27 protein-coding genes are annotated in these 26,285 nt (G+C 71.9%); 11 read left to right on the top strand and 16 right to left on the bottom strand.

All coding sequences use genetic code 11. From position 1 onward, the window contains the following. Positions 1–12: 12 nt before the first annotated feature. From ADL03_RS06090 to ADL03_RS06050, 9 genes are all read left to right on the top strand, one after another. The gene (locus tag ADL03_RS06090; protein WP_053732369.1) at positions 13–270 is read left to right on the top strand and encodes an acyl carrier protein; all 258 of its coding nucleotides are present in this window, start codon (positions 13–15) and stop codon (positions 268–270) included. Further along, positions 270–1,064 (top strand): hypothetical protein, encoded by a 795-nt coding sequence (locus ADL03_RS06085; RefSeq protein ID WP_063798492.1) that lies wholly within the window; start codon positions 270–272, stop codon positions 1,062–1,064. The genes ADL03_RS06090 and ADL03_RS06085 overlap by 1 nt, the downstream gene beginning before the upstream one ends. Beyond that, positions 1,061–1,582, top strand: coding sequence for a hypothetical protein (locus tag ADL03_RS06080; protein ID WP_053732367.1), 522 nt, complete (start codon positions 1,061–1,063; stop codon positions 1,580–1,582). The genes ADL03_RS06085 and ADL03_RS06080 overlap by 4 nt, the downstream gene beginning before the upstream one ends. Continuing rightward, a complete protein-coding gene (locus tag ADL03_RS06075; protein ID WP_053732366.1) occupies positions 1,579–2,766 on the top strand; it encodes an acyl-CoA dehydrogenase family protein in 1,188 nt (395 codons plus the stop codon). Before ADL03_RS06080 ends, ADL03_RS06075 begins: the two co-directional genes overlap by 4 nt. Further along, complete coding sequence (locus tag ADL03_RS06070; protein ID WP_053732365.1) at positions 2,750–3,118, top strand: holo-ACP synthase; 369 nt, start codon at positions 2,750–2,752, stop codon at positions 3,116–3,118. Before ADL03_RS06075 ends, ADL03_RS06070 begins: the two co-directional genes overlap by 17 nt. A gap of 5 nt (positions 3,119–3,123) precedes the next feature. Then, positions 3,124–4,044 (top strand): ATP-binding cassette domain-containing protein, encoded by a 921-nt coding sequence (locus tag ADL03_RS06065; RefSeq protein ID WP_053732406.1) that lies wholly within the window; start codon positions 3,124–3,126, stop codon positions 4,042–4,044. A 2-nt stretch (positions 4,045–4,046) separates the two neighbouring features. Next, a complete protein-coding gene (locus ADL03_RS06060; protein ID WP_197288127.1) occupies positions 4,047–4,784 on the top strand; it encodes an ABC transporter permease in 738 nt (245 codons plus the stop codon). Between the two features lie 272 nt (positions 4,785–5,056). Beyond that, a complete protein-coding gene (locus ADL03_RS06055; protein WP_053732363.1) occupies positions 5,057–5,797 on the top strand; it encodes a DddA-like double-stranded DNA deaminase toxin in 741 nt (246 codons plus the stop codon). Next, positions 5,794–6,303 (top strand): Imm1 family immunity protein, encoded by a 510-nt coding sequence (locus ADL03_RS06050; RefSeq protein WP_053732362.1) that lies wholly within the window; start codon positions 5,794–5,796, stop codon positions 6,301–6,303. Before ADL03_RS06055 ends, ADL03_RS06050 begins: the two co-directional genes overlap by 4 nt. Before the next feature lie 285 nt (positions 6,304–6,588). On the opposite strand, the gene ADL03_RS06045 is transcribed toward ADL03_RS06050, so the two are convergent. Further along, complete coding sequence (locus ADL03_RS06045; protein WP_053732361.1) at positions 6,589–7,440, bottom strand: helix-turn-helix domain-containing protein; 852 nt, start codon at positions 7,438–7,440, stop codon at positions 6,589–6,591. A gap of 107 nt (positions 7,441–7,547) precedes the next feature. Between ADL03_RS06045 and ADL03_RS06040 the strand changes: the two genes are divergently transcribed. After that, the gene (locus ADL03_RS06040; RefSeq protein ID WP_231641566.1) at positions 7,548–8,468 is read left to right on the top strand and encodes an alpha/beta hydrolase; all 921 of its coding nucleotides are present in this window, start codon (positions 7,548–7,550) and stop codon (positions 8,466–8,468) included. 64 nt (positions 8,469–8,532) lie between these two features. Here ADL03_RS06040 and ADL03_RS06035 read toward each other — a convergent pair whose 3' ends face one another. The 13 genes from ADL03_RS06035 to ADL03_RS05975 form a co-directional block, all read right to left on the bottom strand. After that, positions 8,533–9,855: a glycosyltransferase 87 family protein gene (locus ADL03_RS06035; protein WP_157528085.1), complete on the bottom strand. Its 1,323-nt coding sequence runs from the start codon at positions 9,853–9,855 to the stop codon at positions 8,533–8,535. After that, positions 9,839–11,197 (bottom strand): glycosyltransferase family 4 protein, encoded by a 1,359-nt coding sequence (locus ADL03_RS06030; RefSeq protein WP_053732359.1) that lies wholly within the window; start codon positions 11,195–11,197, stop codon positions 9,839–9,841. The genes ADL03_RS06035 and ADL03_RS06030 overlap by 17 nt, the downstream gene beginning before the upstream one ends. After that, on the bottom strand, positions 11,194–11,952 hold the full coding sequence (locus ADL03_RS06025) for a glycosyltransferase (RefSeq protein ID WP_082372918.1): 759 nt from the start codon (positions 11,950–11,952) through the stop codon (positions 11,194–11,196). Before ADL03_RS06025 ends, ADL03_RS06030 begins: the two co-directional genes overlap by 4 nt. Further along, the gene (locus tag ADL03_RS06020) at positions 11,949–12,659 is read right to left on the bottom strand and encodes a transglutaminase family protein (protein ID WP_053732358.1); all 711 of its coding nucleotides are present in this window, start codon (positions 12,657–12,659) and stop codon (positions 11,949–11,951) included. The genes ADL03_RS06025 and ADL03_RS06020 overlap by 4 nt, the downstream gene beginning before the upstream one ends. A 15-nt stretch (positions 12,660–12,674) precedes the next feature. Beyond that, a complete protein-coding gene (locus ADL03_RS06015; protein WP_053732357.1) occupies positions 12,675–13,814 on the bottom strand; it encodes an acyl-CoA dehydrogenase family protein in 1,140 nt (379 codons plus the stop codon). Between the two features lie 4 nt (positions 13,815–13,818). Further along, positions 13,819–15,219, bottom strand: coding sequence for an AMP-binding protein (locus ADL03_RS06010; protein WP_053732356.1), 1,401 nt, complete (start codon positions 15,217–15,219; stop codon positions 13,819–13,821). Positions 15,220–15,249: 30 nt separating this feature from the next. Next, positions 15,250–16,035 (bottom strand): hypothetical protein, encoded by a 786-nt coding sequence (locus ADL03_RS06005; protein ID WP_157528081.1) that lies wholly within the window; start codon positions 16,033–16,035, stop codon positions 15,250–15,252. Then, positions 16,032–17,420 carry an MFS transporter gene (locus tag ADL03_RS06000; protein WP_053732403.1) on the bottom strand — a complete coding sequence of 463 codons (1,389 nt, stop codon included), beginning with the start codon at positions 17,418–17,420 and terminating at the stop codon, positions 16,032–16,034. Before ADL03_RS06000 ends, ADL03_RS06005 begins: the two co-directional genes overlap by 4 nt. 5 nt (positions 17,421–17,425) lie before the next feature. Beyond that, positions 17,426–18,097 carry an HAD family hydrolase gene (locus ADL03_RS05995; protein ID WP_053732354.1) on the bottom strand — a complete coding sequence of 224 codons (672 nt, stop codon included), beginning with the start codon at positions 18,095–18,097 and terminating at the stop codon, positions 17,426–17,428. After that, a complete protein-coding gene (locus ADL03_RS05990) occupies positions 18,094–19,032 on the bottom strand; it encodes a pseudouridine-5'-phosphate glycosidase (RefSeq protein WP_053732402.1) in 939 nt (312 codons plus the stop codon). The genes ADL03_RS05995 and ADL03_RS05990 overlap by 4 nt, the downstream gene beginning before the upstream one ends. A gap of 73 nt (positions 19,033–19,105) precedes the next feature. Then, a complete protein-coding gene (locus tag ADL03_RS05985; RefSeq protein ID WP_053732353.1) occupies positions 19,106–19,480 on the bottom strand; it encodes an ectoine synthase in 375 nt (124 codons plus the stop codon). 29 nt (positions 19,481–19,509) lie between these two features. Then, positions 19,510–19,761, bottom strand: coding sequence for an acyl carrier protein (locus tag ADL03_RS05980; RefSeq protein ID WP_053732352.1), 252 nt, complete (start codon positions 19,759–19,761; stop codon positions 19,510–19,512). Next, on the bottom strand, positions 19,725–20,435 hold the full coding sequence (locus tag ADL03_RS05975; protein ID WP_157528078.1) for a hypothetical protein: 711 nt from the start codon (positions 20,433–20,435) through the stop codon (positions 19,725–19,727). The genes ADL03_RS05980 and ADL03_RS05975 overlap by 37 nt, the downstream gene beginning before the upstream one ends. A gap of 203 nt (positions 20,436–20,638) precedes the next feature. On the opposite strand from ADL03_RS05975, the gene ADL03_RS46575 reads away from it, so the two are divergent. After that, positions 20,639–20,803 (top strand): hypothetical protein, encoded by a 165-nt coding sequence (locus ADL03_RS46575; RefSeq protein ID WP_157528075.1) that lies wholly within the window; start codon positions 20,639–20,641, stop codon positions 20,801–20,803. Positions 20,804–20,869: 66 nt separating this feature from the next. On the opposite strand, the gene ADL03_RS05970 is transcribed toward ADL03_RS46575, so the two are convergent. Both ADL03_RS05970 and ADL03_RS05965 read right to left on the bottom strand, forming a co-directional pair. Further along, entirely contained in the window at positions 20,870–23,947 is a 3,078-nt protein-coding gene (locus tag ADL03_RS05970) for a BTAD domain-containing putative transcriptional regulator (protein WP_053732350.1), read from the bottom strand. Between the two features lie 397 nt (positions 23,948–24,344). Beyond that, positions 24,345–26,057 (bottom strand): choice-of-anchor P family protein, encoded by a 1,713-nt coding sequence (locus ADL03_RS05965; protein ID WP_053732349.1) that lies wholly within the window; start codon positions 26,055–26,057, stop codon positions 24,345–24,347. Positions 26,058–26,285: the final 228 nt, after the last annotated feature.

The raw sequence follows: 26,285 nt of genomic DNA, 5'->3' as shown, positions 1-26,285 counted from the left end.
AGGAGATCCACGATGGACAGGTTGACGGTGCTCAAGACGATCACGAACGCGCTCACCGAGGTGATGCAGCGCGACTACTCCGACACCACGGAGAACACCAGGCTGTTCGAGGACCTGCACCTGGACTCGACCTCGGTGCTCACGCTGCTGATGGCGCTGGAGGACCACACCGGCATCGAGGTCGACCCGGAGACGTTGCAGATGGACGACTTCCAGACGATCGGCACGCTGGCCGACTACCTCGAGGCCAACCTCGACGTCGCGGTGTGATGCTGACCCTGACCGCGGCGAGCGCGGTGGTCGCCACGCACCGCAACCCCTACGTGCACGACGAGTGGCTGGTGTCGTACCAGCGCGACCTGATGACGCCGTTCGGTGTCGAGCTCGACCCCGAACGGCTCGCGCGGGGTGCGGGGATCACGTTCCAGGAGCTGGCCGGGCAGGCGCTGGAGCTGTTGCCGGTGCCGCCGGAGCCGGACCTGGTCGTCGTCGCGCACGGGCTGCCCGACCACTACCCGTTCCGCTCCATCGGCGGCCACGTGGACAAGCTGCTGGGCGGTGGGTCGGAGAACTTCGCGATCTCCGAGCAGGGGTTGCGGGCACCGTTCACGGCGTTGCGGGTCGCGACGGCCTACCACCGGTCCGGCCGGTGCCGGGTGGGAACCGTCGTCGTGGTCGAGCAGGGCACCTTCGGCAACGACGAGCCGCTGGCCAGGGACGGGCTGGCCGACACCGCCGCCGTGCTGGTGCTCGCCGACGGCGGACCGTGGGAGGTTGCCGCCGTGCCACCGGCATCGGACGACCTGGCGGAACTGGTGTCCGCCACCGTCGCGGGAGACCGGCCGCTGGTCGTCGCCGGTCCCTGGGCAGGCGGGCTTGCCGGCCTCCCGGTGCACCGGGTCGCCCGCGGCTCCTACTGCACCAGCGTGTGGCTGGCCCTGGCCCGCCACCACGAGGAGTGGGCGCGAACCCACGACGCACTCGTCCTGTGCGACACCGATCCGCGCACCGGGCGAAGTCACGCGGCGCTGCTGCGCCGTGCCAGTCAGGAGGGCACGACATGAGTTCCTACGCGGCAGAGCTGGACCGCTTGCACGGCAACGCCCTGGTGACCGCGCGCAGCGGGGTGGCACTGGCCTCCTCGCGGAGGATCAGCTCACCCGAGCACCCGTTGCACCGCTTCGGTCTCGGCGTCGGGCGGGGCGCGCCGTCGGGCGGCGAGGAGCTGGACCGGTTCGCCGGCGGCCTGCTCGAACTGCACCGCGACCTGCTGCGGCAGGGCATCGACCACGCCATGACGCACCTGGGCGGCCGCACGTCGCAGGGCTCGCCGCTGCTCGACCGCCAGCTCGTGCAGACCGCTCTGGCCGACGTGGCGGTCGAGGTGCGCGAGAACGCCGTGCTGCCCACCGGTGACCAGCACGCCAGGTGGCGCGCCCACCAGGGGCTGGTCGACGCCGGACGGCTGTTGCTGAGCCTGCTCGGCGCGAGCAGCTTCCTGGTGTCCGGCCCCGGCGGCGACCTGCACCTCGCCGAGGTCACCGGCAACGTGTACCTGACCCCGGACCGGGAGAGCGCATGACCACCCTGCTGAGCCGTGACGACCTGCTGGACGCTCCGCTGCTGCGGTTGCGGGCGCACTGCCGCGAGGTGGCGCCCGCGTTGCGTGACGTGGGAATGGCGCTCGACCGCGATCCCGACGCCATCACCGAGTTCCTGCACCTGCCCGCGTTCGCCGTGCTGGACCAGGTGTTCACGCCGCCGGAGTTCCGCCGCCCGTCGCCGATCGAGCCGTTCGACCCCACCTGCACGGCGCTGTGCGTGGTGCTGGAGGCCCTGTCCCACGGCGACCCCGGCGCGATCCTGGCGGGACCGGGCGCGGGTCTGTCCCGCGACGTGGTCCGCGAGCTCGGCGACGACGAGCAGCGCGAGCACTTCTTCGGCCGTGCGCACGACGGTCCGGTGTGGACGTTCTTCGGCCTGACCGAGCCCGGCAAGGGGTCCGCGGCACTGGAGCTGGAGACCACGCTCACGCCCGACGGCGACGACTGGCTGCTGAACGGTGAAAAGCGTTACGTCGGCAACGGCGCGCGGGCGCAGATCGGCGTGGTGTTCTGCCGCCGCGCACCGGGACCGTGGGGCATCGAGGCGGTGGTCGTCGATCCGGCCGCGGACGGGTTCCACGCCGAGCTGCTGCCCATGATCGGCCTGCGCGGCGCCCGGATCAGCGCGCTGCGGTTCGACAACGTGCGCATCCCCGCCAACCGCGTGCTGGGCAGGCACCGCCCGCCTAGCAGACGCGGTGTCTACGGCGCCCTGCACGCGTTGCTGCGCTTCCGGCCGGGGCTGGCCGCCATGACGCTGGGCCTGACCCAGGCGGCGTGCGACTACCTGACCGAGCACAAGCCGCCGCTGTCGCGGTACGACCAGCTGCGGGTGGACGGCGTGTTCGACCGCGTGGCGGCGGTGCGGCGGATGATCCTCGACGTCGCGGGCGAGATCGACCGCGGTGTGGTGAACCCGCACCGGATCGGCGTGGTGAAGATGCGGGCGGCCCAGCTCGGCGAGCAGGTGACCAGACTCGCCGCGGAGCTCCTCGGGCCCGCGTCGCTGATCGAGCACCCGTGGCTGGAGAAGGTCTACCGCGACCTGCGGGCGTTCGAGTTCATGGAGGGCACGTCCAACCTGCACCGGCTGTCGGCGTTCCAGGGGCTGCTCAAGCACGACTTCTTCGGGGAGGGTGAGACCGATGAGGCTCGGCGTTGACCTCACCACGCTCGACGAGCTGGACGCGTTGCTGCGGCGCGAGTGGTTCCGCCACTTCGTCTTCGCCGAGGCCGAGCTCGCGCACGCCGACGGCCTGAGCGGCACCAGGCGGGCCGAGTTCCTGGCCGGCCGGTTCTCCGCGAAGGAGGCGGTGCTCAAGGTGCTGGGCCGCGGGTTGTTCCAGGGCGTTGCGCCGCACGACATCGCGATCACCCGTGCCGCGGGCGGTGCGCCGTGCGTGACGCTGTCCGCGACCGCGGCTGGTGCGGCGGCGGAGGCCGGGATCAGCGGCGTGAGCGTGTCGATCACGCACAAGCGCGACCTGGTCGCCGCCGTCGCCGTGGGGTGGTGACGGCCGTGATCCACGCGCGCGGCCTGCGCAAGTCGTTCGGCGACGTGGAAGCGGTGCGCGGCGTGGACCTCGACGTCGCGGCCGGTGAGGTGGTCGGCCTGCTCGGGCCCAACGGCGCGGGCAAGACCACCACCCTGCGGATGCTGACCACGTTGCTGCGCCCCACCTCCGGCACCGCCGTGGTCGCGGGCGCGGACCTGCTGGCGGAACCGGCGCTGGTGCGTTCCCGCATCGGTTACGTGGCGCAAAGCGGCGGCACCGAGCCACGCTGCCGCGTGGTGGAGGAGCTGGAGTTCCAGGCCGACCTGTACCGGGTGCCGCGTTCGCGTGGCGCGGAGCTGTGCGAGGTGTTCGGTCTGTCCGGTTTGGAGCGTCGGACGGTCGCGACGCTGTCCGGCGGCCAGCGCCGCAAGCTCGACATCGCGCTGGGCCTGGTCCACTCCCCCGCGCTGCTGTTGCTGGACGAACCGAGCCTCGGCCTCGACCCGGCCAGCCGCGACGACCTGTGGGCGCACCTGCGGGCTTTGCCCGGCACCACCGTCGTGCTGACGACGCACTACCTCGACGAGGCCGACGCGCTGTGCGACCGCGTGCTGGTGGTGGACCACGGCGCGGTGGTGGCCTCCGGCACGCCCGCCTCGCTGAAGCGGCAGCTGCGCGGCGACGTGATCACCCTTGAGGTGTCCGGTGGCGCTTCGTTGCTGGAGTCACACCCCCTGGTCCGTTCCGTGACGGTGTCGGGCTCGTCCGTGCGGCTGACCGTCGCGGACGGCTCGCGCGCGTTGGTGTCGTTGTTGCGGGTGCTGGACGACGCCGGTTTCGAGGTCTCGTCGGTGGAACTGCACCAACCGACGCTGGACGACGTCTTCCGCGCGGTGACGGGTCGTTCCCTCGACCTGCCCGGTCGCGTCGCGGTGGGAGGATAAGCATGCGCGACACCTACCTGGTCTTCCGCCGGCAGCTCGCGATGTCGCTGCGCAGTCCACTGTGGCTGGTGGTCGGCCTGGTGCAGCCCGTGGTGTACCTGGTCTTCTTCGGGCCGCTGCTGCAGGGCCTGGACCTGGGCGCGGACTCGTGGCGCGTCTACATCCCAGGGCTGCTGGTGCAGCTGGCGTTGTTCGGTGCGGCGTTCGTGGGATTCTCGGTGATCGCCGACGTCCGCTCGGGTGTGGTGGAACGGATGCGGGTGACGCCGGTGAGCAGGGTCGCCCTGCTGCTCGGTCGCGTGCTGCGGGACGTGCTGCTGCTCGTGGGGCAGTCGTGCGTGCTGCTCTTGGTGGCCGTGCCGTTCGGGCTGCGCGCACCGTTGGCGGGTGTGGTGCTCGGCGTGCTGTTGATCGCCCTGCTGACCGCCAGCCTGGCGGGCCTTTCGTACACGATCGGCCTGGCCACGCGCAGCGAGGAGTCCTTGGCGCCGTTGCTGAACAGCGTGACGGTGCCGTTGTTGCTGCTGTCGGGGATCCTGCTGCCGATGTCGCTGGCCCCGCCGTGGCTCGACTTCGTGTCGCGGTTGACGCCGCTGCGGTACGTGGTCGATGGCGTCCGTGACGCGTTTGTTGGGGAGTACGCGACGGAACACGTGCTCGCGGGATTTCTCGTGGCGGCGGGAATGGCGGGGGCGGCGATCGCCTGGGGTGCGCACGTGTTCCGTCGGGAGGCAGCCTGACGGAACGTGCCCCTTGCGCCAGTCTGTTGTCGAAGTTGCCCCGTGCCGGACAGCCGAACTCGAGCTGACTGTGACGCCACCGAACGTCGGCGGGAGCGATGTGCGTGCCGAAGGCGCGGTGCTGTCCGACAGGCCCGCATGGACGCCGGCGGCGGTGACTGACAGCAGACCGGAGCGATCGACGCTGGCCACCTCCGTCTGACTGGTCCGCGGTACCGCTGTTTGCCGGTAACGCGTGCGAGGATCGCCCAGGTCCGCAGGAAGGGGCCGGGGTGACCACGCTCGAGGAGGTTGTCGCAGCGCTGCGCAACGCCGCCGACCGGGCCGCAGCGGCGTTAGCGCCACTGGTCATCGCGGAGGAACTGGCGGACGAGGCGGCGGCCCTCATCAAGTCGGCGGGGCAGGGCTCCTCCGCGCTGGAGACTGAGGTCGACCAAACTGCAGGACAGTTCGCCCGGATCAAGCCAGGAGTATCGGAGCTACTGGGTCTGTTGAACGCGGCGCAGAAAGGAATTTCTGGCATCGTCGCGGCGCTGATGGGCGACGGAAGTCCTGTCCCGGCTGCGGCACCTGCGATCACACCGACGCCGTCTCCTGCGATTTCACCCGCGGCAGGGCCAGAACCGTCGTGGGCGCAGCAGCAGCGCCCGAATCTGCCCAGCTACATCACCAGCGGCATCTACGTCGACCAGGACGGGCATTCCGACATGGTGCAAAGCGGAAGCGAACCCGACGGCGAGCACGAGCGGATCAACGCCTTCCTCATCGAGCAAGATCTCGTGACCGTTCCGGACGGAGCGCTCGCCACTGTGTCGATGCACGTCGAGATGAAGCTCGCGTGGCGCATGCGCGAAGGAGACGCGCACCGCGTTGAGGTGGTGATCAACCGGGTCGTGTGCGGCGGGCCGATGGGATGCGAGGAACTGCTGGAGGACGTCCTACCACCAGGACGCGAGTTGACCGTTCACGATCCGGTAGGTTCGCGGGTGTTTCGCGGAAGGGACGCAGAGTGACGTACACGCTGGAAGTCTGGTACTACGACGGCGACCGGCCGAAGGCGGAACCGGTTCGTACCGAGCCCGACCTCGAAGCGTTTCTCGCCTACCTCCTGAGTCACGAGCAGCCTCATCCCGCGCAGATCGCGGGTCAGGGGCTTCCGACGGTTGGGCGGCGCAACCGGCCAGACCGGCTGTTCAAGCTCGACGTTTCGCCTCGCGGGCAGGTTGGCGCCCTGCTGTACACGGGTCCCATCCCCGCCGCCGTCGTTGACGCAGACAGCAGCCAGGCGGACGCAGGGCCGGAGAGGCAGTCCGACATCGCCAAGCGCGGTGCCTGGGTGACACGAACAGCCGAACCGATCGAGGACGCGCCGACGCTCTACATCGACAAGGCGACGCAAACGGCGTTCCCGCAGGACGCGGCACTCCCGATTGCTCTTGTGCGGCAAGCGCTCCTGGAGTTCCAGGAGACCGGGCAGCGGCCCACCTGCGTCGACTGGCAGCAAACACACGTCGTCTGAGGTGGGCTCGCGGCCGGTGACCGGGCGCACCGCGCTGCGGCAGGTCGCCGGGCCGCCCGCGAGCACGTCGGCCAAGCCGCTGGCAACGACCGCCATCGCCGCCCCGCGCTGACCCGCATCGCGCATGGCGACCACGTCCGGGTCGGTGGCGCGACCTTCCTCAAGGGAGGAGTCGTTGTGAACGTCAGCCGTCGCGAGCGATGAGGGCTGGAACTCTCCAGCGGGCATCGCTCCAGTCCGGGACCGCCCCACCTGATGCCAGCCAGGCAGCCTGACGACTCGGGCTCAGACCGTCGGCGGAGATGACCGGCGGTCGGGGGCCTTCCCCACGCGTCCATCGTCCGCCGCATCCGCCACGAAAACCTTCGCGGGCACGTACCAGATGAGTCGTTCCCGCCCGTCTTCGCTGAGCAACGCGTAGCAGTCGTAGTCGATCGGACCGCGCTCTGGATGGCGCAGTCTCTTCGTCTCACTCCGGCGGATGGCCACGTCCTGCTGAGCCCACAGCCGTGCGAACCAGGAGCTGTGCGCGGTGAGCACCTCGATCAGGGCTCTGGCGTCAGGATCACCCGGCCCGCGGCGAGCGACACCGATCCGCAGGTCCGCGATGAGCGCCTCGGCTTCCGCTTCGTGGCAGCTTTCATCGAACTGTGCCCGCACGACCGGATCAGTGAACCACCGGTACACGTAGCTGTCGGTCAGCTCCGAGGACTCGGGAATCGGGCCGTGCAGTTCGGCTGCCGCTTCGTTCTGCGCGAGAACGATTTGCAGATCCGTGCTGACATAGGCGGGAACGTCGTTCCCGAAACGGCGGAGAAGATCCCGCATGGCGGGGTGCAGGACCGCCCCGGACGAGCGGCGCGGCTGGTGCCGCCCGGCGAGGGTGAACGCGTGAGCGCGCTCGTCCTCGCTCATCTTGAGCACCTCGGCGAAGGCGTCGAGAACAGCCGATGACGGTTGAGCCGTTCCGCGTTCGATCTCGATGTAGTAGTCGGTGGAGACGTGCGCGAGCTGGGCCACCTCATCCCGGCGCAGGCCTGCGACCCGCCTGCGGGAACCCATCGGCAGCCCCACGTCAGCGGGGCGCACCCGGTCGCGACGTGAGCGCAGGAACGCGCCGAGCTGCGGGAGATCCATCGCGGCCAGTATGAGGGACCAGCACCGGCGCTTCAACGCGTCACGTGCCCTGAGAGGGGGGTCAGCTTCCCCTGGTTCGGCCTGGTCACGCTGATGAGGCTGGACGCGTGGACGAAGAACAGATGTCGAAGATCCTCGACGCGATCGCCGCCAACTTCCGCGGCAGCCAGCGCGCTCCGGTCATCGGTACCCCCGCCGACCTCGGGCTGGTGTACGAGGACGTGACCTTCCCCGCCGGCGACGGGGTGCCGCTGGAAGGCTGGTTCATCCCGAACACCGGCGACAAGCTCGTCATCGCGAACCACCCGATGGGCTTCACCCGTACCGGCCTGCCCAGCCACCTCGATCCGTGGTGCTCGATCTGGGCGCCCAGCGGCAACAACATCGAGATCCCCTTCATGCCGGACTACAAGATCCTGCACGACGCGGGCTACAACGTCCTCACCTACGACCTGCGCAACCACGGCTTCAGCGGGTCCGCCAACGGCGGCATCACCTCCAGCGGCATCTACGAGGCCCGCGACGTGATCGGTTCCCTGACCTACGCGCGCACCCGCACCGACACCGGCTCGATGCGGATCAGTCTGTTCAGCCGCTGCCTCGGCGCGAACGCGACGTTCGCGGCCGCCTACCAGGACCCGGCCGCGTTCGAGGGCATCGACTCCCTCGTGGCCGCCCAGCCGGTGACCACCAAGGTCATCATGACCCACCAGCTCGGTCTCATGGGCATCCCCGCGGTGCGTGTGGACGACCTCGACCGCCGCATTCAGCTGGTGACCGGCCTCGGGTTCGACGCGCAGGACCCGGTGCCGTGGGCCGGCGCGGTCAGCGTGCCGACGTTGATCTACCAGGTCCGCGACGACAGCCTAGTCACCCCGCACGACGTGCGGTCGATGTACGACGCGATGCCCACGAAGGACAAGCACCTGCACTGGATCGAAGGCAGCAACCGCCGCTGGGACGGTTACCTGGAGTTCCAGCGCAACCCGCGACCCATGCTCGACTGGATCGACCGGCACAGCGCCTGACCTGGCAAAACGCTCGCCGTCCACGAACACGTTGTCCGTGGGCGGCGAGCGCCATGTCCGGGGATCAGGGCGACCGCACCTCCGGTTCGCCGGCCGGAGCGACCCCGACAACGGCGGGCGCCGGGCGGCTCGTGGCGCGTTCGATGTCGCGTTCTCCGGCCGCCATCCGCTGGACCGGCGCAGTGAGGAACTCCCGGCGGACCCACAGGGGCCCGAGCAGGAGCAGCAACAGGGCGGCGACCGGCATCATCGAGGAGGCCAGCTGCTGTCCCGCGGTCATGTCCATCGGCTTCGCCGGGAACTCCGGCACGCCCACCCACCAGAACACCCGCAGCGTGAACACCGCCACGAGCAGCACTGCCACGGCGGACAGGCCGGCCGATCGCCGTTGCCAGGCCCGCACCACCAACCAGACCAGCAGGGGAACCACGTACACCCAGTGGTGCTCCCAGCTCACCGGCGACACCAGCAGCCCGGTGAGCGCCGCGGCGCAGAAGCCCAGGAAGTCGGAGCCCCGCCGGTGGACGTACCTGGCCACCGCGAGTCCCAGCACACCGACCAGGGCCAGCACGACGACCCACCAGCCGGCGAACACCTCGCTCTGCGACACCCTGGCCATGGCCGCGGCCAGGGACTGGTTCGGGGTGCTGTAGACAGCGCCCGCCCGCGACGACTGGAACACCAGGCCGCCCCAGTACTCCAGGGAGTCGGCCGGTGCCACCGCGAAGCCCGCCGCGACCGCTCCCGCGAACGCCAGCACCGCCGTCCGTGCCGCCTTCCACTGGCCTGTGACCAGCAGGTAGGCGATGAAGATCAGCGGCGTCACCTTCAGCCCGGCCGCCACACCGATGCCCACGCCGCGCCACCGTCCCGCGTCGCGGCGGAAGTCCAGCAGCACCAGCAGCACCAGGAACGCGTTGATCTGGCCGAAGATCAGGTGGATGCGGGTCGGCAGCAGGCAGAACACCAGGGCGAGGCCGACGACGGTCAGCACCAGGCGCGTCCTGGTGGCGCGGACGTCGGCGACGCCGAGGGTGATCCACACGATCGCACCCAGCGCGATCAGCGTCACGGTGTTCCACAGCAGCCCGGCGGCGCCGATCGACAGGAAGGTCAGGGGAACGAAGAACAGGACGGCGGTCAGCGGCGGGTACAGGTACGGCATCGGCCCGTACAGGGGCGACATGATCACCACGTCGTACAGGGACTGGCCGTCGCGCACCGCCTGCCCGCTGGCGACGTAGACCCACAGGTCGGCCATGTAGCGCACACCCCAGTGCGCGTCCCGGGTGTAGATGGCCTGGGCGATCAACGCCAGGACGAACGCGGTGATGGCAACCGCGGACCAGGTGAGCACCCTGGTCCTGGTGTCAGCGCGAGTGGACACGGTCGTCGACCTTCCTCGTGGGTTCGGTGGCCGGGGCGTGCGGGCAGGGGCCGAGCATCAGGTCGTCGTGGGTGGCCAGCCGCACGTGCGCTCCCTCGATCCCGAGGCGGTCCAGGACGCCGAGTGCGTCGAACTCGTCGCAGCCGTTGAGCAGAACGCCGACCGCACCGCCGGCCTCGACGACCTCGTCGGTCACGCGCAGCGCGCCCGCCGGCACGCGGGCACCCGCCGGCAGCCGCACCGCGGTGGCGATGTCGAACCGGGCACGGCGGCGTGGACCGTCGCGGCGGGTTGTGCGCACCTCGTGCTCCACCGCGGCGGCCAGCAGCCCGGCGGTGCGGTCCCACCGGAAGCCGTCGGCCCAGCCGCGGCAGCGCCGGGCGAGCTCCTCGGCGTGCCGCGGGTCCGCCGGCTGGGCGAGGTGACGTGCGACGGCAGGGGCGAGGTCATCGGGCGAGCGGACGACCTCGCCGACCCGGACGAAGTCACGGGCGCCGACGGCGTCGAGCGCCACGCAGGGCACCCCGTGGGCGGCGGCCTCCAGAACCGCCTGCGCGGGCAGCTCGTCAACCGCCGCGGAGACGAGCAGCCACGCCCGGCGCAGCGTCGCCGCCCGCTCGTCGTCGGACACCCGGCCGCGGAGGACGACCGCGTGCGCGACGTCGAAGTCGTGCGCGATGCGCCACAGCCTGGGCAGCTCCGGCCCGTCGCCGAGGACCTCCACCCGCAGCTCCGGATTCTGTGCCAGCACGAGTGGAAGACCCCGCAGCAGCACGTCCAGGCCGCGTTCGGGCGCGGGCACCACCACCACGGGGTGGTCGGCGCGCTCACCGGTGCCGGTCGCGGGCGCGGCACCGGGCGGTGCGACGAGCACGGGGCCACGCAGGCCCACGCGGCACCGCAGTTCGTGGCGCGCCGACGGGGACGGCACGACCGTTGTGCGACGGTCGCCGGCCCATCGCGCCAGGCGGCGGCGTACCGGCACCGGTAGCCGCCTGAGCCCGGTGCGGTGCGACCGCAGCTCCAGCCGCACCACAGGGGTGCGACCGCGTACGGCCAGCCACGCCGTGGCCACCGCGCCGTCGGTCGCGTCCACCACCGCGTCGAAGCGGTGTGCGTGTCGCAGCAACCACGCCACCAGCGCGGCCGGTCGCGCGAAGCGCCGGACCTCCACCCCCGTGACGACCTCGTGGGCGGGCGTGCCGGTCACCGCCAGCGTGACCCGCGTGCCGCCGGCGGCCCAGCGGCGCACGACCTCGTGCACGTACCGCTCGCCCTCCGCCGCCGCGGGGTGCGTCAGGTCGCGGTCGAACACCACGAGCACATGCCGCCGGGTGTTCATAGCGCCGCCTCCGCGCGGTACAGGCGCACCAGGTCCGCGAACGCCGCACGGCCGTCGTGCAGGGGGCGGAAGGTGGACCGCTGGTCGTCGGTCCAGGCCACGGGCACCTCGGCGATGCGCCCGCCGGCCAGCCGTATGCGCCGCAGCAGCTCCACGTCGAACGCGAACCCGTCGACCTGGCACCCGGCCAGTGCCCGCTGCACGGCCACCCGTTCGAAGAGCTTGAACCCGCACTGGGTGTCGTGCACCTCGGGCACCAGGCGGCGGGCCAGGGCGCGGAACACCGCGCCGCCGACCCGGCGGCTCAGCGGCTGCGGGGTCACCAGCTCGGCGCCGGGAGCGTGCCTCGACCCGATCGCCGCCGCCGCGCCCGCTTCCAGTTCCGCCACCGCGCGGGTCAACGTCCGCACCGGGGTGGACAGGTCGGCGTCGAGGAAACCGACGAACCGGGACGTGCTGCTCTCCAGGCCGCGGCGCACGGCCGCGCCCTTGCCGGGGCGGGCGCAGCCGATGACCACCACGTCGGGGTGACCGGCGACGGTGGTGGCGGTGCCGTCGGTGCTGCCGTTGTCCACCACCACGACCCGCGACCGCCACGGCCGGCCCGCCAGGAACCCGGTCAGCTCGGCGAGCGTGGCGGGCAGCCGGCCCGCCTCGTTGAACGCGGGCACCACCAGCTCCACGTCCACGGTGGAGCGCAGGCGCGGGTCGTGGGCCGCGCGCTGCCGGGGCAGGACGACCGCGGGCGCCGTCATAACCGGTCCCCTTGCGCGGCCGCGTCGGCGACCAGCGAGCCGCGCGCGGTCGTGTGCCGGGAGGCGAACAGCTTCGGGTGGTTGGCCCGGATGCCGTCGACCACCACGTCGTACGGGAAGTCGTCGAACTCGCCGTGCTCGCGCAGGAACTCCATGTGCCGGCGGCCGTTCTCGTCGTACGGGTGGTACATGCTGTCGGTGCGGCCGTCGAACTCCAGCGGCTTGATCCGGTAGAGCTTGCACAGCATCTTGTTGAACACCGGGGTGGCGCGCACCCACCTGCCGTCGAGGAAGACGGTGGCGAGGCTGTGGTAGGTGAAGATGTTGCCGCCCATGAGCTCTTCCAGCTGCGGTGACGCCAGGTGGTTGCGCACATCGCCGTAGTAGAGGCGGCTCGGGATGCCCACGGACCGCACGGCAGCGGCGTACACGATGGACTTGTGGACGCAGAAACCCGTGCCGCGCTTGATGATCGAGCTCGCCTTGAGGCCGTCACGGGTCAGGTCGGCGCCGTAGACCTCGTAGTGGATGCCGTCGCGCACCGCGTAGTAGAGGGCGCAGGCCCGTTCGACGTCGGTCATGCCCTCGCCGCCGTCGGGCAGCACCCCGTGCACGAAGTCGCGGACGACGTCGCTGTCGTGGTCGAGGAACTCGGTGACGGCCAGGTTCGGGTGGAGCAGGTCGGTGTTGCCCGCTTGCACTGACATCTTCGGTCACTCTCCTCATAAACCCATCATGGAAGCGATGCGCTGCCGCTGGATGTCCGAGGTGCCGGAGTAGATCGTCCCGGCGACGGCGTTGCGCAGGTCCTTCTCCAGCCCGTACTCCGCGGTGTAGCCGTAACCGCCGAAGAGCTGCACCGCGGACAGGGCCGTGCTGACGTTGGCCTCGCTGGCCTGGAGCTTGGCGATGGCCAGGTCCGCGGTGACGTTCTGGCCGTTCTGGAGCTTCAGCGCGGTGTCGTAGAGCCACTTGCGCGCGGTCTCCACCGCGATGCGCATCTCCACGACCCGGTTCGACACCGACTGGAACGACCCGATCTTCTGTCCGAACTGGACCCGCGTGCGGGCGTAGTCCACGCAGCGCTCCAGCCGGTGCTGCATCTCACCGACGTTGATGATGAAGGAGCAGAGGATCTCCCACTTCATCACGTGGTCGAGGATGAGGAACCCCGCACCGGGCGAGCCGACGACGTTCGCCGCCGGCACCCGGCAGTCGTCGAAGTACAGCTCGCTCAGGGGCGACGTGCGCAGCCCCATCTTGGCCACCGGCTTGCCCACGGTCAGACCGGGTGTGTCGCGGTCGACGAGGAACGCGGTGATGGCGGCGGGGCTGCCGCGCTTGCCGGTGCGGGCGTAGACGACGATCACGTCGGCCAGCGGCCCGTTGCTGATGAACGTCTTGCTGCCGTTGAGGACGTAGTGGTCGCCGTCGCGCACCGCGGAGGTGCGCATGGCCATGACGTCCGACCCGCCCTCGGGCTCGGTGATGGCGTGCGCGCCGATGATCGAGCCGTCGCACACCCCGGTGAGGTAGCGGTCCTTCAGCGCCGACGAGCCGAAGCGCTGCAGCGGCACGCCGGTGCTGACCATGTGCGTGGACACCGAGAAGCTGAACCCGCCGTCGCGGCAGGTCTGACCGAGGCCCTCCAGCACGTACATGGTGGTCAGCAGGTCCTGGCCGAGACCGCCCCACCGCTCGTCGAACGGCAGCCCGAGCAGCCCCGTCTCGCGCAGCACCTTCCAGGCGCCCTCGGCGAACTCGCCGTCGGCGTCGCGCTCGACGTGGCCCTCGCCGAGCACCGGGCCGAGCTCCTCGACCGCGGCGCGCAACGAGCGCTGGTCCTCGTTCCACTCGATCATCGCGTCACACCCCTTCCGCGACCGCTGTCCGCCGCGCGCGCAGCGCGGTGCGGTCGACCTTGCCGGTGGAGGTGCGGGGCAACGCCTCGCCGCCGATCTCGAACGCGCCGGGGATGGCGGTCCTGGGCAGCGCGGCGGCGCAGTGCGCCCGCAGGTGCAGTCCGTTGAGCCGCGAGCCCGGCGCGCGGCGGACCACCGCGTGCAGCACGGTCCCGGCCTCCTCGTCGGGGAGCGGGACCACCGCGGCCTCGACCACCTCGGGGTGGGCGAGCACGACGTTCTCGACCTCCTGGACGTTGGTGCGCACGCCGCGCACCTTCACCTGGTGGTCGTTGCGGCCGGTGAGGTGCACGAGCCCGGTCTCGTCGCGGCGGACCAGGTCGCCGGTGCGGAACCAGCCGTCGTTCCACCGGTCGCGGGTGAGCGCGGGGTCGAGGTAGCCCTCGGCGCGGAACGGGGTGCGCACCACCAGCTCGCCGCTGTCGCAGTCGCGGCCCTCGTCGTCGACGATGCGGAACTCGACACCGTCGATCGGGGTGCCGATCGGCGTCGGCGTGCGGGCGGGGTCGATGCGGTGCACGAAGCTGTCGTTGGTCTCGGTGCAGCCGTAGACGTTCCACAGCCGGGCCTGGGGGAACGCGGCCGCGACGCCGGTGAGCAGGGCGGGCGGAGCCGCGTCCCCGGTGAGCAGGACCTCCCGCACGTCCGGGAGCACCCGCCCGGTCGCGGTGACCAGCCGGAAGAACAACGGCACCGCCTGCACCACCGCGGGCGCCCACTGGGCGCACAGGCCGGCCAGGTAGTCGCCGTCGGTCGCGCGTTCCGGGTCGACCAGGTCCGTGCGGGCGCCGACGGCCAGCGCCGCCCACAGGTCCAGCAGGCACAGGTCGAAGTTGAGCGGCGCGTAGTTGAGCACCCCGACGCCGGGGCCCATGCCGAACGTGCGGGCAGCCCAGGCGAGGAACTCGTCCACGCCCCGTTCGGCGAGCACGACGACCTTGGGCGTGCCGGTGGAGCCGGAGGTGGTCAGCAGCAGACCGGGTCCGGGCAGCGAGGCCGCGTCGGCGCCGGTCGTCCGCACGCCCTGCGGGGTGAGCACGTGCGAGCAGCCGACCTGCTCGCACAGCCGCAGCAGGGCGTCGTCGCCCAGCGTCGCGGAGGGCAGCAGCACCCGCCTGTTCTCGCGGAAGCACGCGATGAGCAGGGCGATGGTCTCCGGCGACTTGTGCGCGGGCACGCACACCGGTGCGTCGGCCGGGAGGCCGTGCAGCAGCGCTGCGGACTCCCGCGCCAGCCGGTCCAGGGAGGCGTAGTCCACCGCGGCCCCGTCCCAGGACAACGCCGGGGCGTGCGGTCTGGCGTCCACCTGCGCGGCGAACGCGGTCACGAAGGATGTGGTGGGCATGGTGGTTTCCCCAGTCGAGGTCGGGCCGGCTCACCGGCCGGCGGTCAGCAGTCCGCCACCGGGCACCCGCGCGTCCAGGCCGGTGAGGTCGAGCAGTCGCCACAGGCACGCCTGGTTGGAGGTCACGACCGGCACTCCGAGCCGGCGCTCCAGCTCGTCGACGGCCTCCCAGGAGCGGAACCCGCTACCGGGCAGCAGCAGCCCGTCGGCGTGCGCCGGGAAGGCCGCCGCGGCCTGGCGGCACACCTCGGCGGGGTGCACGTCCCAGCGCCCGCCGCGGTCGAAGAGCCGGTGGCGCTCGACGCCGTCCCACCGCTCCCCCAGCCGGAACGGCACCAGGGCGGCGGGCTCGAACCCGGCGGCCGTCAGGTAGGACTCCGCGGCGGAGAACGTCGGTGCGGTGAACCACGGTGGCGCGAGCACCATGGGACGGCGCACGCCGAGCGCGGTCAGCGCGGCGCGGATGGCCTGCCCGGCGGTGTAGACCGGGGTGCCTCCGGTCAGCTCCGCGGCCGCGGTGGTGAACCCGGTGTCGAACTCCAGGCCGCCGAAGAAGCTGGCCGACCCGAAGCACAGGCAGATCGCCGAGACGCCCAGCTCGCCGAGCTGCACCAGGCCGCGCCGCACGTCCGGGCTGGACACCATGCGTTCCCAGGACTCGCTGGTGTACTCGGCGCCGGTGCTGGTCGGGCTCTCGAAGCGGGCCGTGTGGACGGTGACGCCCGGCGGCGCCATGGCCCACAGCTCCGCCTCGACCACCGGGTCGTTGTGCACGACCAGCACTCCCAGCCGTGCGGTCCAGGCCTGCGCCCTCACGACCGGCTCCCTTCGCGCCGGACCGGCCCGAACCAGGCCAGCAGCGCGCCTGCCGCAGCCGCCACGGCGGTGGTGACGAACGCCGCGGCGAACGCGCCGGCGTCGGGCTCGCGGCCGAGCACCAGCACCAGCACGGCCACGCCGAGGGCGCCCGCCATGTACTGCGAGGTCGTCATCAGCGCACTTCCGGTGCCCTGGTTGCGGTCCTCGACGTCGGCCGTACCGGCGATGAACATCGACACGTAGGTCACGCCGTGGGCGAAGCCGGTGATCAGCAGCCCCGGCAGCAGGTGCACGGCGTAGCTGTCGCCGTGTGCCTGGAACGCGAGCAGCAGCAGGCCGGCCGCGTCGGCGACGAACGCCAGTGCGAGCGTGGCCCGCACCCCGATCGCGGCCACGATGCGCGCCGCCACGGAGTTCGCCACCGCGATCGCCACCGCCATCGGCAGGAACGCCAGCCCCGCGGCCAGCGGGTCGTAGCCGCGCAGCTGCTGCACGAGCAGCGTCACCACGAAGAACTGGTTGCCGACGCTGGCCATGTACAGCGCTGTGGTGCCACAGCCGACCAGCAGCGAGCGGGTGCGCCGCAGCACGGGGTCGACCAGCGGGCGTTCGCTGCGCCGCTCCTGGACCACGAACACGGCCAGGAGCACCGCGGCCGCGCCGAACGCCGCCAGGACGCCCGGATCCGTCCAGCTGCCGCTCGCCGTCAGCGTCAGGGCCAGTGCCGCGGACAGCACGGCACCGGTGCACAGGACGGCGCTGGGCACGTTGAGACCGCCGCGGTCACTGGTGACGACCTCGTTGCGGGGCAGGAGCTTCGGCGCGGCGAACGCGCAGATCGCCGCCAGCGGCAGGTTGATCAGGAACACCCACCGCCAGGACACCGTGGTCAGCAGGCCACCGATGATCACCCCCGCGGCCAGCCCGGACGCGCCGACCGTGCCCCACACGCCCAAGGCCCGGTTGCGGGCGGGTCCGGCGGGGAAGGAGGTGTTGATCAGGGCGATGACCGCGGGCTGGAGCACCGCGGCCGCGACGCCCTGGGCGGCGCGGGCGACCAGGAGCAACGGCGCGCTTGGCGCGAGGCCGCCCGCCAGCGAGGCGATGCCGAACAGCAGTGTGCCGGCGACGAACAGGCGGCGCGGGCCGAACCGGTCCGACACCCGGCCGCCGACGACGAGGAACCCGGCGAAGAACACCGCGTAGCCGCTGACCACCCACTGCAGGGAGCTCTCGGTCAGTGCCAGGTCCGCGCCGACGCTGGGCAGTGCGATGTAGACGATGGAGTAGTCGAGTGCGATGAGGAACTGCGCCACGGCGAGGATCGCGAGTGCCGCGTTCGCGGTGCGCCCGCGTGCCGTGGCGTCTTCCGTAGTGGTCATGGTGATCACCTCGAAGGGGTACCGAGCGGGAGGAGGACGGTGCCGAGCGCGAGCGCGTCGGCGTGCACGGCGCTCGCCCCCGCGGCCAGCAGCTCGTCGGGGGTGGCGACGCCGGTGGCCACGCCCAGGGCGGTCATGCCCGCGGCACGGGCCATGGCCATGTCGTCGACCGCGTCACCGACGACGACGCAGTCGGCCGGGGCGACGCCGAGCCGGTCGGCCGCCAGCAGGGCCAGGTCCGGGTGCGGTTTGCCGCGGTCGGCCATGCCGTGGCAGACGAGGACGTCGAAGTGCGCCAGCAGGCCGGTGGCCTCCAGCAGCTCCACCGCGCTGCGGTGGACCTTGCTGGTGACCGCGGCGACGGGCCGGCCGTCCACGCGCAGGCCGTCGAGCAGCTCGGGCACGCCGGGCAGGACCAGCTCGCGCGCCGACGGGATGACCACCTCGGTGAACAGCTCACGGGCCCGGTCGGCGGCGCGCTCGGCGCCGGGGTGGCCGGGCGGGAGGCCGAGCAGCAGCGCCAGGGAGGCGACCAGCGGGCGGCCGACGGTGGCGCGCAGCCGCGCCTCGTCCGCCACGCCGCCGTTCTCGGCCACCACCTGGCGCAGCACCGCCGTCATCCCGGCCGGCGTGTCGACCAGCGTGCCGTCGACGTCGAACAGGACTGCGGTGTTCACGCCTGCTCCTCCAGGCGGTTCCGCTTGAGCGCCGAGGCGAACTCGGCGGCCAGGGCACTGGTGGACAGCAGGACGGACCGGTTGGCCTCGCCGGTGCGGCCGCTGGTCGCCTTGCCGACCGCGCTGAGAATGGCCGGCGTCACGTCCTTGCCCTGCACGCCCGCCGCCTCGGCCTCGGCCTGCTTCTCCCGCACCAGCGCGTAGACCTCGTCCGCGGGCAGGGCGTCCTCGGCGTGGATCGGGTGGGTGACGAGGAAGCCACCGGTGTTGCCCACCGCCCAGTGCAGGCGCACCGCCGCCGCCAGCTCGTCGAGCTCGTCCACGCGCCGCGGGTTGCGCTCGCCGCTGGAGACGCTGTAGTAGGCCGGGAAGTCGTCGCAGCGGTAGCCCACCACCGGCACACCCTGGGTTTCCAGGTACTCCAGGGTGAGCGCGGGGTCCAGCAGCGACTTGGCACCCGCGCAGACCACGGCCACCCGGTGCCGGGTGAACTCCACCAGGTCCGCGGAGATGTCGAAGCTGCGCTGCGCTCCGAAGTGGACACCGCCGATGCCGGCGACCGCGAACACCTCGATACCGGCCCGGGCGGCGGCGACCAGGGCCGCGGAGACCGTCGTGCCGCCGTGCCCACCGCCGGCCAGCACGGGACCGAGGTCGCGGGCCCCGACCTTCGGCACGGTCGGCGTGGTGGCGAACAGCTCCACCTGCTCGTCGGACATGCCCACCACGAGCCGGCCGGACACGATGCCGGTGCGGGCGGGCACGGCGCCTTCGGCGCGGATGGCCTTGTCCATGTCGAGCGCGGTCTGGAGGTTCAGCGGGTGCGGCAGTCCCTGCACCACACCGGAAGACTCCAGGGCCACCACCGGCCGGCCCTCGGCCAGCGCGTCGGCGACCTCCTCGGACACCGAGAAGAACTCGTCGCGTGCGGACACCGTGAACTCCTTCGCGTCATGGGGTTGGCCGGTGGCGCGGAAGCGGGCGCGCTCCCGCGCCACCGGTCGCCGGTCAGTACTGGGAGAACTCGTCCGTGTCGAAGTTGTGCCGCTCGTCCCCGCGCAGCGGCGGGTTGAAGACGCTGATCAGCTCCAGGTCCTGTTCGGGGGAGGCGATCAGGAAGTGCCGGTCGTGGCGGTCCAGCGCGTACATCACGCCGGGCTCGATCTCGTGGGTCGTGCCTTCCTCGTCGATCACCTGTCCGCGCCCGGCGATGCAGTAGCAGGCCTCGAGGTGGTTGCGGTACTCCAACGGGGACTTCGACCCCGCCTTCACGACGGTGTGAGCGATCGTGAAGCCCATGTTGTCCTTCTGGACCAGGAGCCGGTAGCTGAGCCCGTTCCCCCAGTCGATGCCGTCGATGCCGGCCTTGTCGCGCACGATCATGTGCGTGAGCCCTCCCTCTCCTCGGTCTTTCAGACGTAGGTGTGTGCGTCCGCGATGAAGGCCGTGATGGCCTCCACCGAGCTGAACTGGGCCGGGGAGATGTCTCGCTCCTCGACCGGGATCTGGTAGCGCTCGCCCACCCAGGCGATGAGGCGGAGCAGGCCCAGGCTGTCCACCACCCCGTTGTCCAGCAGGTCGTAGTCGGACGGGAGCTGGTCGGGGGTGACGTCCGGGGCGAAGGTGGTCACGATGAACCGCTTGACCTCGTTCTCTGTCGACACTCGTGGTCCTCCTCCTGGGTTTGTCCGTGCTGCCGTTGTTCGGTCAGCAGGTCGACGAGCAGCACGTGGTCCGCACCGGTGCGGCCGGCGCGCTCGCCGGTGACGACCTGCCGCAGGTCCGCCTCGACGGGGCGGCTGTGCGGGCAGGCCTCGTTCAGCAGCGCGAGGTCGTCGACGAACCGGCCGTCCACCGCGCTGGTCATCGCCGCGGGCAGCTCGCCGCCGCCGGCGTTGACCAGCAACGCCCCGCTGGGCAGGTGCGTGGGCCACGTGTCGAGGTCGGCGCCGGAGGTGACGACCACGAGGTTCGCCCCGAACACCGCCTCGGCCGCGGTGGCGGCCACGTGGAGTCCGATGCCGGTCCGGTGGAGCCCGTCCACCAGGTCGCGGTCCAGCGGCGTGCCGTCGAGCACGTGGACCGCGACGTGGGTCAGGTCCGGTACGTAGCAGGTCAACGACTCCAACTGCGTCCGCACCGTCTGGCCCGTGCCCACGACCGACGCGGTGACCACGCCGGGTGCGAGCAGGTACCGGGCAGCCAGCGCGGTGAGCACCGCGGTGCGGTGCTCCGGCGCGGCCGTCGACCGCAGCGCACCCGTCACGGCCGCGCCGGCCATGAGCCGCTCGGCCAGGGCGTCCACGGGGTCAGGCGCCAGGTTTCGCCTGGAGCCCACCTGGGAACAGTTCACTTGCGCTGCCCTCCGTGGTCGCCGCAGCAGGTACGGGGACAACGGTGCGGAGCAGCGCTGTCGATGCGCTTTCCACCCGCTATCGGTTCCGGGCCGGGTGCTTTGAGCGCGGGAAAGGCGCGTCGAAGGCGGGACCGGGTCTGCTGGTCGCACCGAGCCAGAGCGGCACGGACGGAAGGAGAATCCCGGTGCTGAAGTCCCTGCTCACCGCGGTCGTGGTCGGTGTGGCCGTCACCGCCGGTCCTGCGGCGGCCGTCCTCGCGGCCTCGACGGCCGCTGCGGCCGTGCAGTGCCCGCCGGACACCCACTGGAGTGACAAGCTGCAGATGTGCGTGGACGACACGCACTGGTGAGCGGATCGATCGACGCAACGGCCCGGCTGGCGGAACCCACGCCGGGCCGTCACGTGGTCAGCCGGGTCACCCCACGACGGACCGGCAGGCGGACCGCTCGCGCAACCGCGCCACGAGCTGGACCGCCTCGGCGGACTCGATGCCGGCCAGGAGCACGAGGGCCTGCTCGACCCGCTCCCGCGCCGCCGCGCCGTCGGAGTGCTCCGCCAGCAACGCGAGCGTCTTGGCCTGCCACAGCGCCGATCCGAGCTCGTCGAAGAGCTGCAGGGCCGCCTCCAGGTGCGCCGCGCCCCCGTCCACGTCGGCACGGGCGAGCGCGATCTCGCCGAGCGAGTACCGGGACCTGGCCTCGATCAACCGCTCCCCCACCCGCTGGGCCAGCTGCAGCGCGTTCACGAGCGTCGTGTCGGCGTTGTCCAGCCGTCCCTCGCGCTGCCGGAGCAGTCCCAGACCGTGCACGGCGTAGACCTCGCCGATCCGGTCGCCGTTGTCACGCACGATGCGCAGCACGCGGTGCAACGCGTCCCGGGCGGCCTCGAGCTGGCCGGTGGCCAGGTGCAGTTCGGCGAACCTGTGCTCCACCTGCGCCTCGACCCGCAGGCAGCCGGTCTCCCTGGTGATCGTCAGCGCCTGGTCCAGCAGGCGGGCCGCGCTCTCGGTGTCACCCTCGTCGACCCGGTGCTTGGCGATGCTGCGCAGGACGTGCGCCTCGCCGATCCGGTCGCCCACCGCCCGCAACACCGCCAGCGCTTCGAGGTACTTGGCCATCATCGCGACGGTGTCGCCGCGGAGCCCGTGGACGTGCGCGTAGTTCCGCAGCACCAGCGCCCGGCCGTGCTCGTCGCCCACCGCGTCGAACAGCTCCAGCGCGGCCGTGAAGCACTCCTCCGCGTCGTCGAGCCGGGCCTGGAACATGTGGAGCGTTCCGAGGGAGTACCGCGTCGCGGCCATCCCGAGCCGGTTGCCCGCCTGCCGGGCCGCCTCGTGGGCGAGCCCGGAGCACTCCATCCAGTCGTCGAAGTACCCCTTGGCCTCGAACAACGTGACGGAGGTCAGGGCGAGGTCCCAGCACAGCTCGTCCAACCCGGCCTCGGCGGCCTGCCGGACCGCCGCCACCAGGGCCCGGCGCTCCGCCTCCCACCAGTGCGCGGGCTCGCCGAGGTGGTCGTCGAGCTCGGCGACGCCGGGGTGCCACCGGCGCGCGGTGCCGTGCAGGATGGTGTAGTCGCCGCCGTACTCGCGCCGGTGCGCCTCCTCGGCCAGCGCCAGCCAGCCGCCCAGCACCCGTCCGAGCGCGCCGGTCCGCTCCTCCTCCGTGGTGTCCTGCTGCAACCGCTCAGCGGCATAGACCCTGATCAAGTCGTGCAGCCGGTAGCGCGGTGACGCCTCCCCGTACTGGACGGTGTCCACCAACTGGGCGTCGACCAGGCTCTCCAGCACCTCCTCGGCCTCCGCCGCGGTGGTGTCCAGCAGTGCGGCGGCCGTCCACCCCGGGAAGTCGGGCGCCGTGACCAGCGAGCACAGCCGGAACAGCCGCCGGGCCTGCTCGCCGAGCACCCGGTGGGTGATCTCGAACGTCGGCCGCAGCTCCAGCCCGTGGTGGGCGAACTCGTCCAGCCGCCGCGCCTCGTCGTGCAGCCGCCGGACCAGCCCGCGCAACCGCCAGTGCGGCCGGGACACCAGCCGCGCGCCCGCGATGCGCAGGGCCAGCGGCAGTCCACCGCACAACCGGGCCAGTTCCACCGCGGCGTCCGGCTCGGCCCCGACCCTTTCCGGACCGATGATCCGGTTCAGCAGTCCCAGCGACCTCGCCACGTCGAACACGTCGACGTCGAGCTGCCGGACCCCCGGCAGCCCGCTCAGGCGGACCCGGCTCGTCACGATCACCGCACACGACGGACTGCCCGGCAGCAGCGGCCGGACCTGCGACTCGTCGGAAACGCCGTCCAGCACGAGCAGCAGGCGCTTGCCGGACAGCTTGCTGCGGTACAGCTCGGTGCGTTCCTCCACGTCGTCGGGCACCGCCGAGCCGGCGACCCCCAGCGCCCGGAGGAACCGCGCGAGCAGCTTGGCCGTGTGGTCGTTGTCGCTGGCCGCCCCCATGTCGGCGTACAGCTGGCCGTCCGGGTAGCGGCTGCTCAACTGGTGGGCCGCGCGGGCCGCGAGCGTGGACTTGCCGACGCCGCCCTTGCCGGAGATGGCGATGATCGGCATGCTCCAGCGCTTGTCCTCGTCCACGTCCAGCAGCCGCATGATCTCGTCCAGCTGCTCCTCGCGGCCGGTGAAGTCCGCGATGCTGGCCGGCAGCTGCCGCGGCACCACGCCCAGAGCCGACCGTTCACCGGCGGCGGGCGCGGGCGGGGCCGGCGAACCGACCGGCAGCGGTGACTCCGGCACACCGAGGGCCGCGTCGCGGCGCAGAATCGCCTGCTCCAGGTCCCGCAGCTCCGGGCCGGGCTCCAGCCCCACCTCCTCGATCAGGACCGCGCGTGCACGCCGTCCCACCTCCAGCGCCTCGGCCTGGCGGCCGGTCCGGTACAGCGCGAGCATCAGCAGCCCGTACAGCCCTTCCCGCAACGGGTGCTCGGCCACCAGCGCCCGCAGCTCGACGACCACCTCGCGGTGCCGCCCGAGCGCCAGGTCGAGCCGGGTGCGGGCCTCGATCGCGGCCAGCCGCTGCTCCTCCAGCACGGTGGCGCTGCGCTGCACCAGGTCGCTGGGGAGGTCCGCCAACGCGGGCCCCCGCCACAACCCGAGCGCTTCGCGCAACGTCGCCGCCGCGTCGACGGGCTTCCCGCTCTCGGCCAGCTCCCGCGACGCCGCCACGAGCTCACCGAACCGGAGGCTGTCCACCTCCTCGGCACCGAGCCGCAACACGTACCCCGGCGGGCGGGTCACGATCACGTCTGACCGACCGGCGTCGGCGAACAGCTTGCGCAGCAACGAGATGGAGATCTGGATCTGTCCCCGCGCCGTCGACGGCGGAGCCGTGCCCCACACGGCGTCGATCAGCTGCTCGACCGGCACCACCCGGTTGGCGTTGAGCCCGAGGACCGCCAGCACGACCCGCTGCCGCGGGCCGCCCAGCTCCAGCGACCGGCCGTCCAGGACCAACTCGACCGGCCCGAGCAGCCCAAGCCCCATGTCAAGCTCCCGTTCCCCCATCACGGTGGCTCGATCGCCACGGCACGCCGATGCGCGACGCCGATGTGCACGACGCCGGTCGTCGCGAGCGACGTTGGATCTTCGCCGAGGCTACCTCAGCTGTGAGAGCGGTTCCTTGACGTCGTTAGTCGTTGTCCCGTGGAATGTGCTCGAACAGCCTAAAGGGTCGAGTTCGCACCGGTCGCAGAGCGAATTCTCGGTGACCGATCAATGATCGTCTTCCTCTGCCGGAGGTATCGACTCCGCGACCGGGTACCCCGTCCGGAGCAATTGCGCGATACCGAACCCAGCTCGGGCTCAGCCTGCGAAACTGCCGGTGGAACGCGCAGAAGCGCCTTCCGTTCAAATGCCGAACGACCTCACCAGCCCAGAACTGTCAATTGACCGGGCAGGGGATGCCTGGGCGGGTGAGGGTGACCCGCGCGTGGCTGACGACGAGGTCGACACCGCTGAGCAGGCGGACGTGCAGGGCGTTGACCGCGATGCCGGCGCCACCCGCCAGCGGACGTTGTTCGTTGACCACGACCGTGGCCACCAGCGGGATGGTGATGGTGAGGCCGACCGCGGGGTCGACCACGGGGACGCCGTTGATCCGCAGGTTGACCAGCTCGACCTGGCCGGCGGTGGTGACGGCGCCGGTGCCGTCCTCGTCCGCGGTGGCACGGGCGCGGATCTCGTCGGCGGTGATCAGACCGTTCAGCAACGAGACCTTGGCGGTGCGGGCCCACGCGCTGACGGTGCGCTCGCCGTCGCCGCCGACCACGCCGCGGGCCTCGGTGTCGATGACCCCCAGCGAGCCGATCCCCGGCAGGGTCGCGCCGAGGAGCTGGTCCTGGTCGAGACCCGGTTGGGTGGTGCAGCTCAGGTCGGACGGCGCCAGCGGGCCGACGCCGACCAGCGGAGCGGTCAGCTTGCCGCCGTGTGCGTGGGCGTCGAACACCAGCACCGGCGCGGTGAAGCGGATCGAGGCGCAGCCCGGCGCGTTGAGGCCGGCGCGTGCGGTGACGTCGGTGGCGCAGGTCGTGTAGGTGCCGGTGTGGGCGGCGGTGACCGTGACGGTGATCGTGCACGAGACCTGGCCGGTGGCCAGGGCGCCGGTGGCGGTGACCGTGCCGGCGGCGGTGGAGGTGGTGGCGTCGGTGCAGTCGGTGGTGGGCTGGGCGGTGGCGGTCAGGCCCGCGGGGAGGTTCGCGGTGAACGACCACCCGTCCTTGACCGCCAGCTCGCTGGTGTTGGTGACGGTGAAGACCAGCGTGGCGGTCTGCCCGACCTCGACCGGGGACGGGCTGTAGCCGACGTCGAGCTGCGGGGTGACGTCCAGGACGCGGACGTTGTCGAACGCCGCGTCGTTGCCGATGCCGCTGCCCTGGGCGTTGAGCAGCTGCACGCCGACCGAGGAGCCGCCGAACAGCACGGGCCGGTCGCTGGTGTAGGTGCCCACGGCGGTGCCGTTGATGACGGTCGACGGGTTGGCGCAGGGCTCGATCGGGGTGGTGAAGGTGGGTACGGCGGTCGCGCCGTCGAGGAGGTAGAACTCGAACTTCGCGTGGTTGGCGAAGCAGTTCTGCTCGGCCGCGTCCACCGAGAAGGTCAGGAACCGGTCGGGCTCGGGCAGCGGGATGGGCTGCTGGGTGCGCAGTTGCACCTTGCCCGCTCCGGGGTCGGCCGCGGTGTAGGCGGTGACCGCGTGGTTGCCGGCCGGGTCGCCGCCCGCCCACTGCCCCAGGATCCCGGCCATGTTGCGGACCGCCTGCCAGTTGCCTGCGCTGCACCCGCTGCCGGGCGGCGGCGCGGCCGGCTGCTGCGCCGCCGCGAGCCATCCGTTGCAGGCGGTCAGCCAGGCCGGATCGGCGGTGTAGGTCTGCGCGACCGGCGGGGCACCGGTGTAGGCGGTGAGCAGGACGGGTGTGGCGCCCTGGCCGTTCTCGAAGTCCTCGGCGAACACCACGACCGGGGCCTGCGGCACACCGGGTGCGGCGGAGGCGGGTTGCGCGGTGGTGAGGGCGAACGACAGCGGTAAGGCCGTCAGCGCCGCGATGATCGTCGGCAGCGCTCTGCGCCCAGGCCGACCGGGTGAAGGCGTGGTCATCCGTGAGCTCCTTTTCGGTGGGGAAGGTGAACACCGGTTTGTTCGTCCACCACGGGGAGGCGCATTAGCGCCGACCGGGAGGCCGCACCCATTTGCTCGCGCACTCCACCCGATCACCGCCGATTCCGCACCGAGCAACCACCGAGACGAACACGCCACCACCTGCCGGCCCGTCAACGCGGACAGTCAGCGGTCCGGGTCAAGGACGGGGGTGTCCAGCACGCGCTG

The organism is Nocardia sp. NRRL S-836 (assembly GCF_001279525.1).
Lineage (GTDB): Bacteria > Actinomycetota > Actinomycetes > Mycobacteriales > Pseudonocardiaceae > Lentzea.
This window is presented reverse-complemented; position numbering and strand designations above follow the sequence as displayed.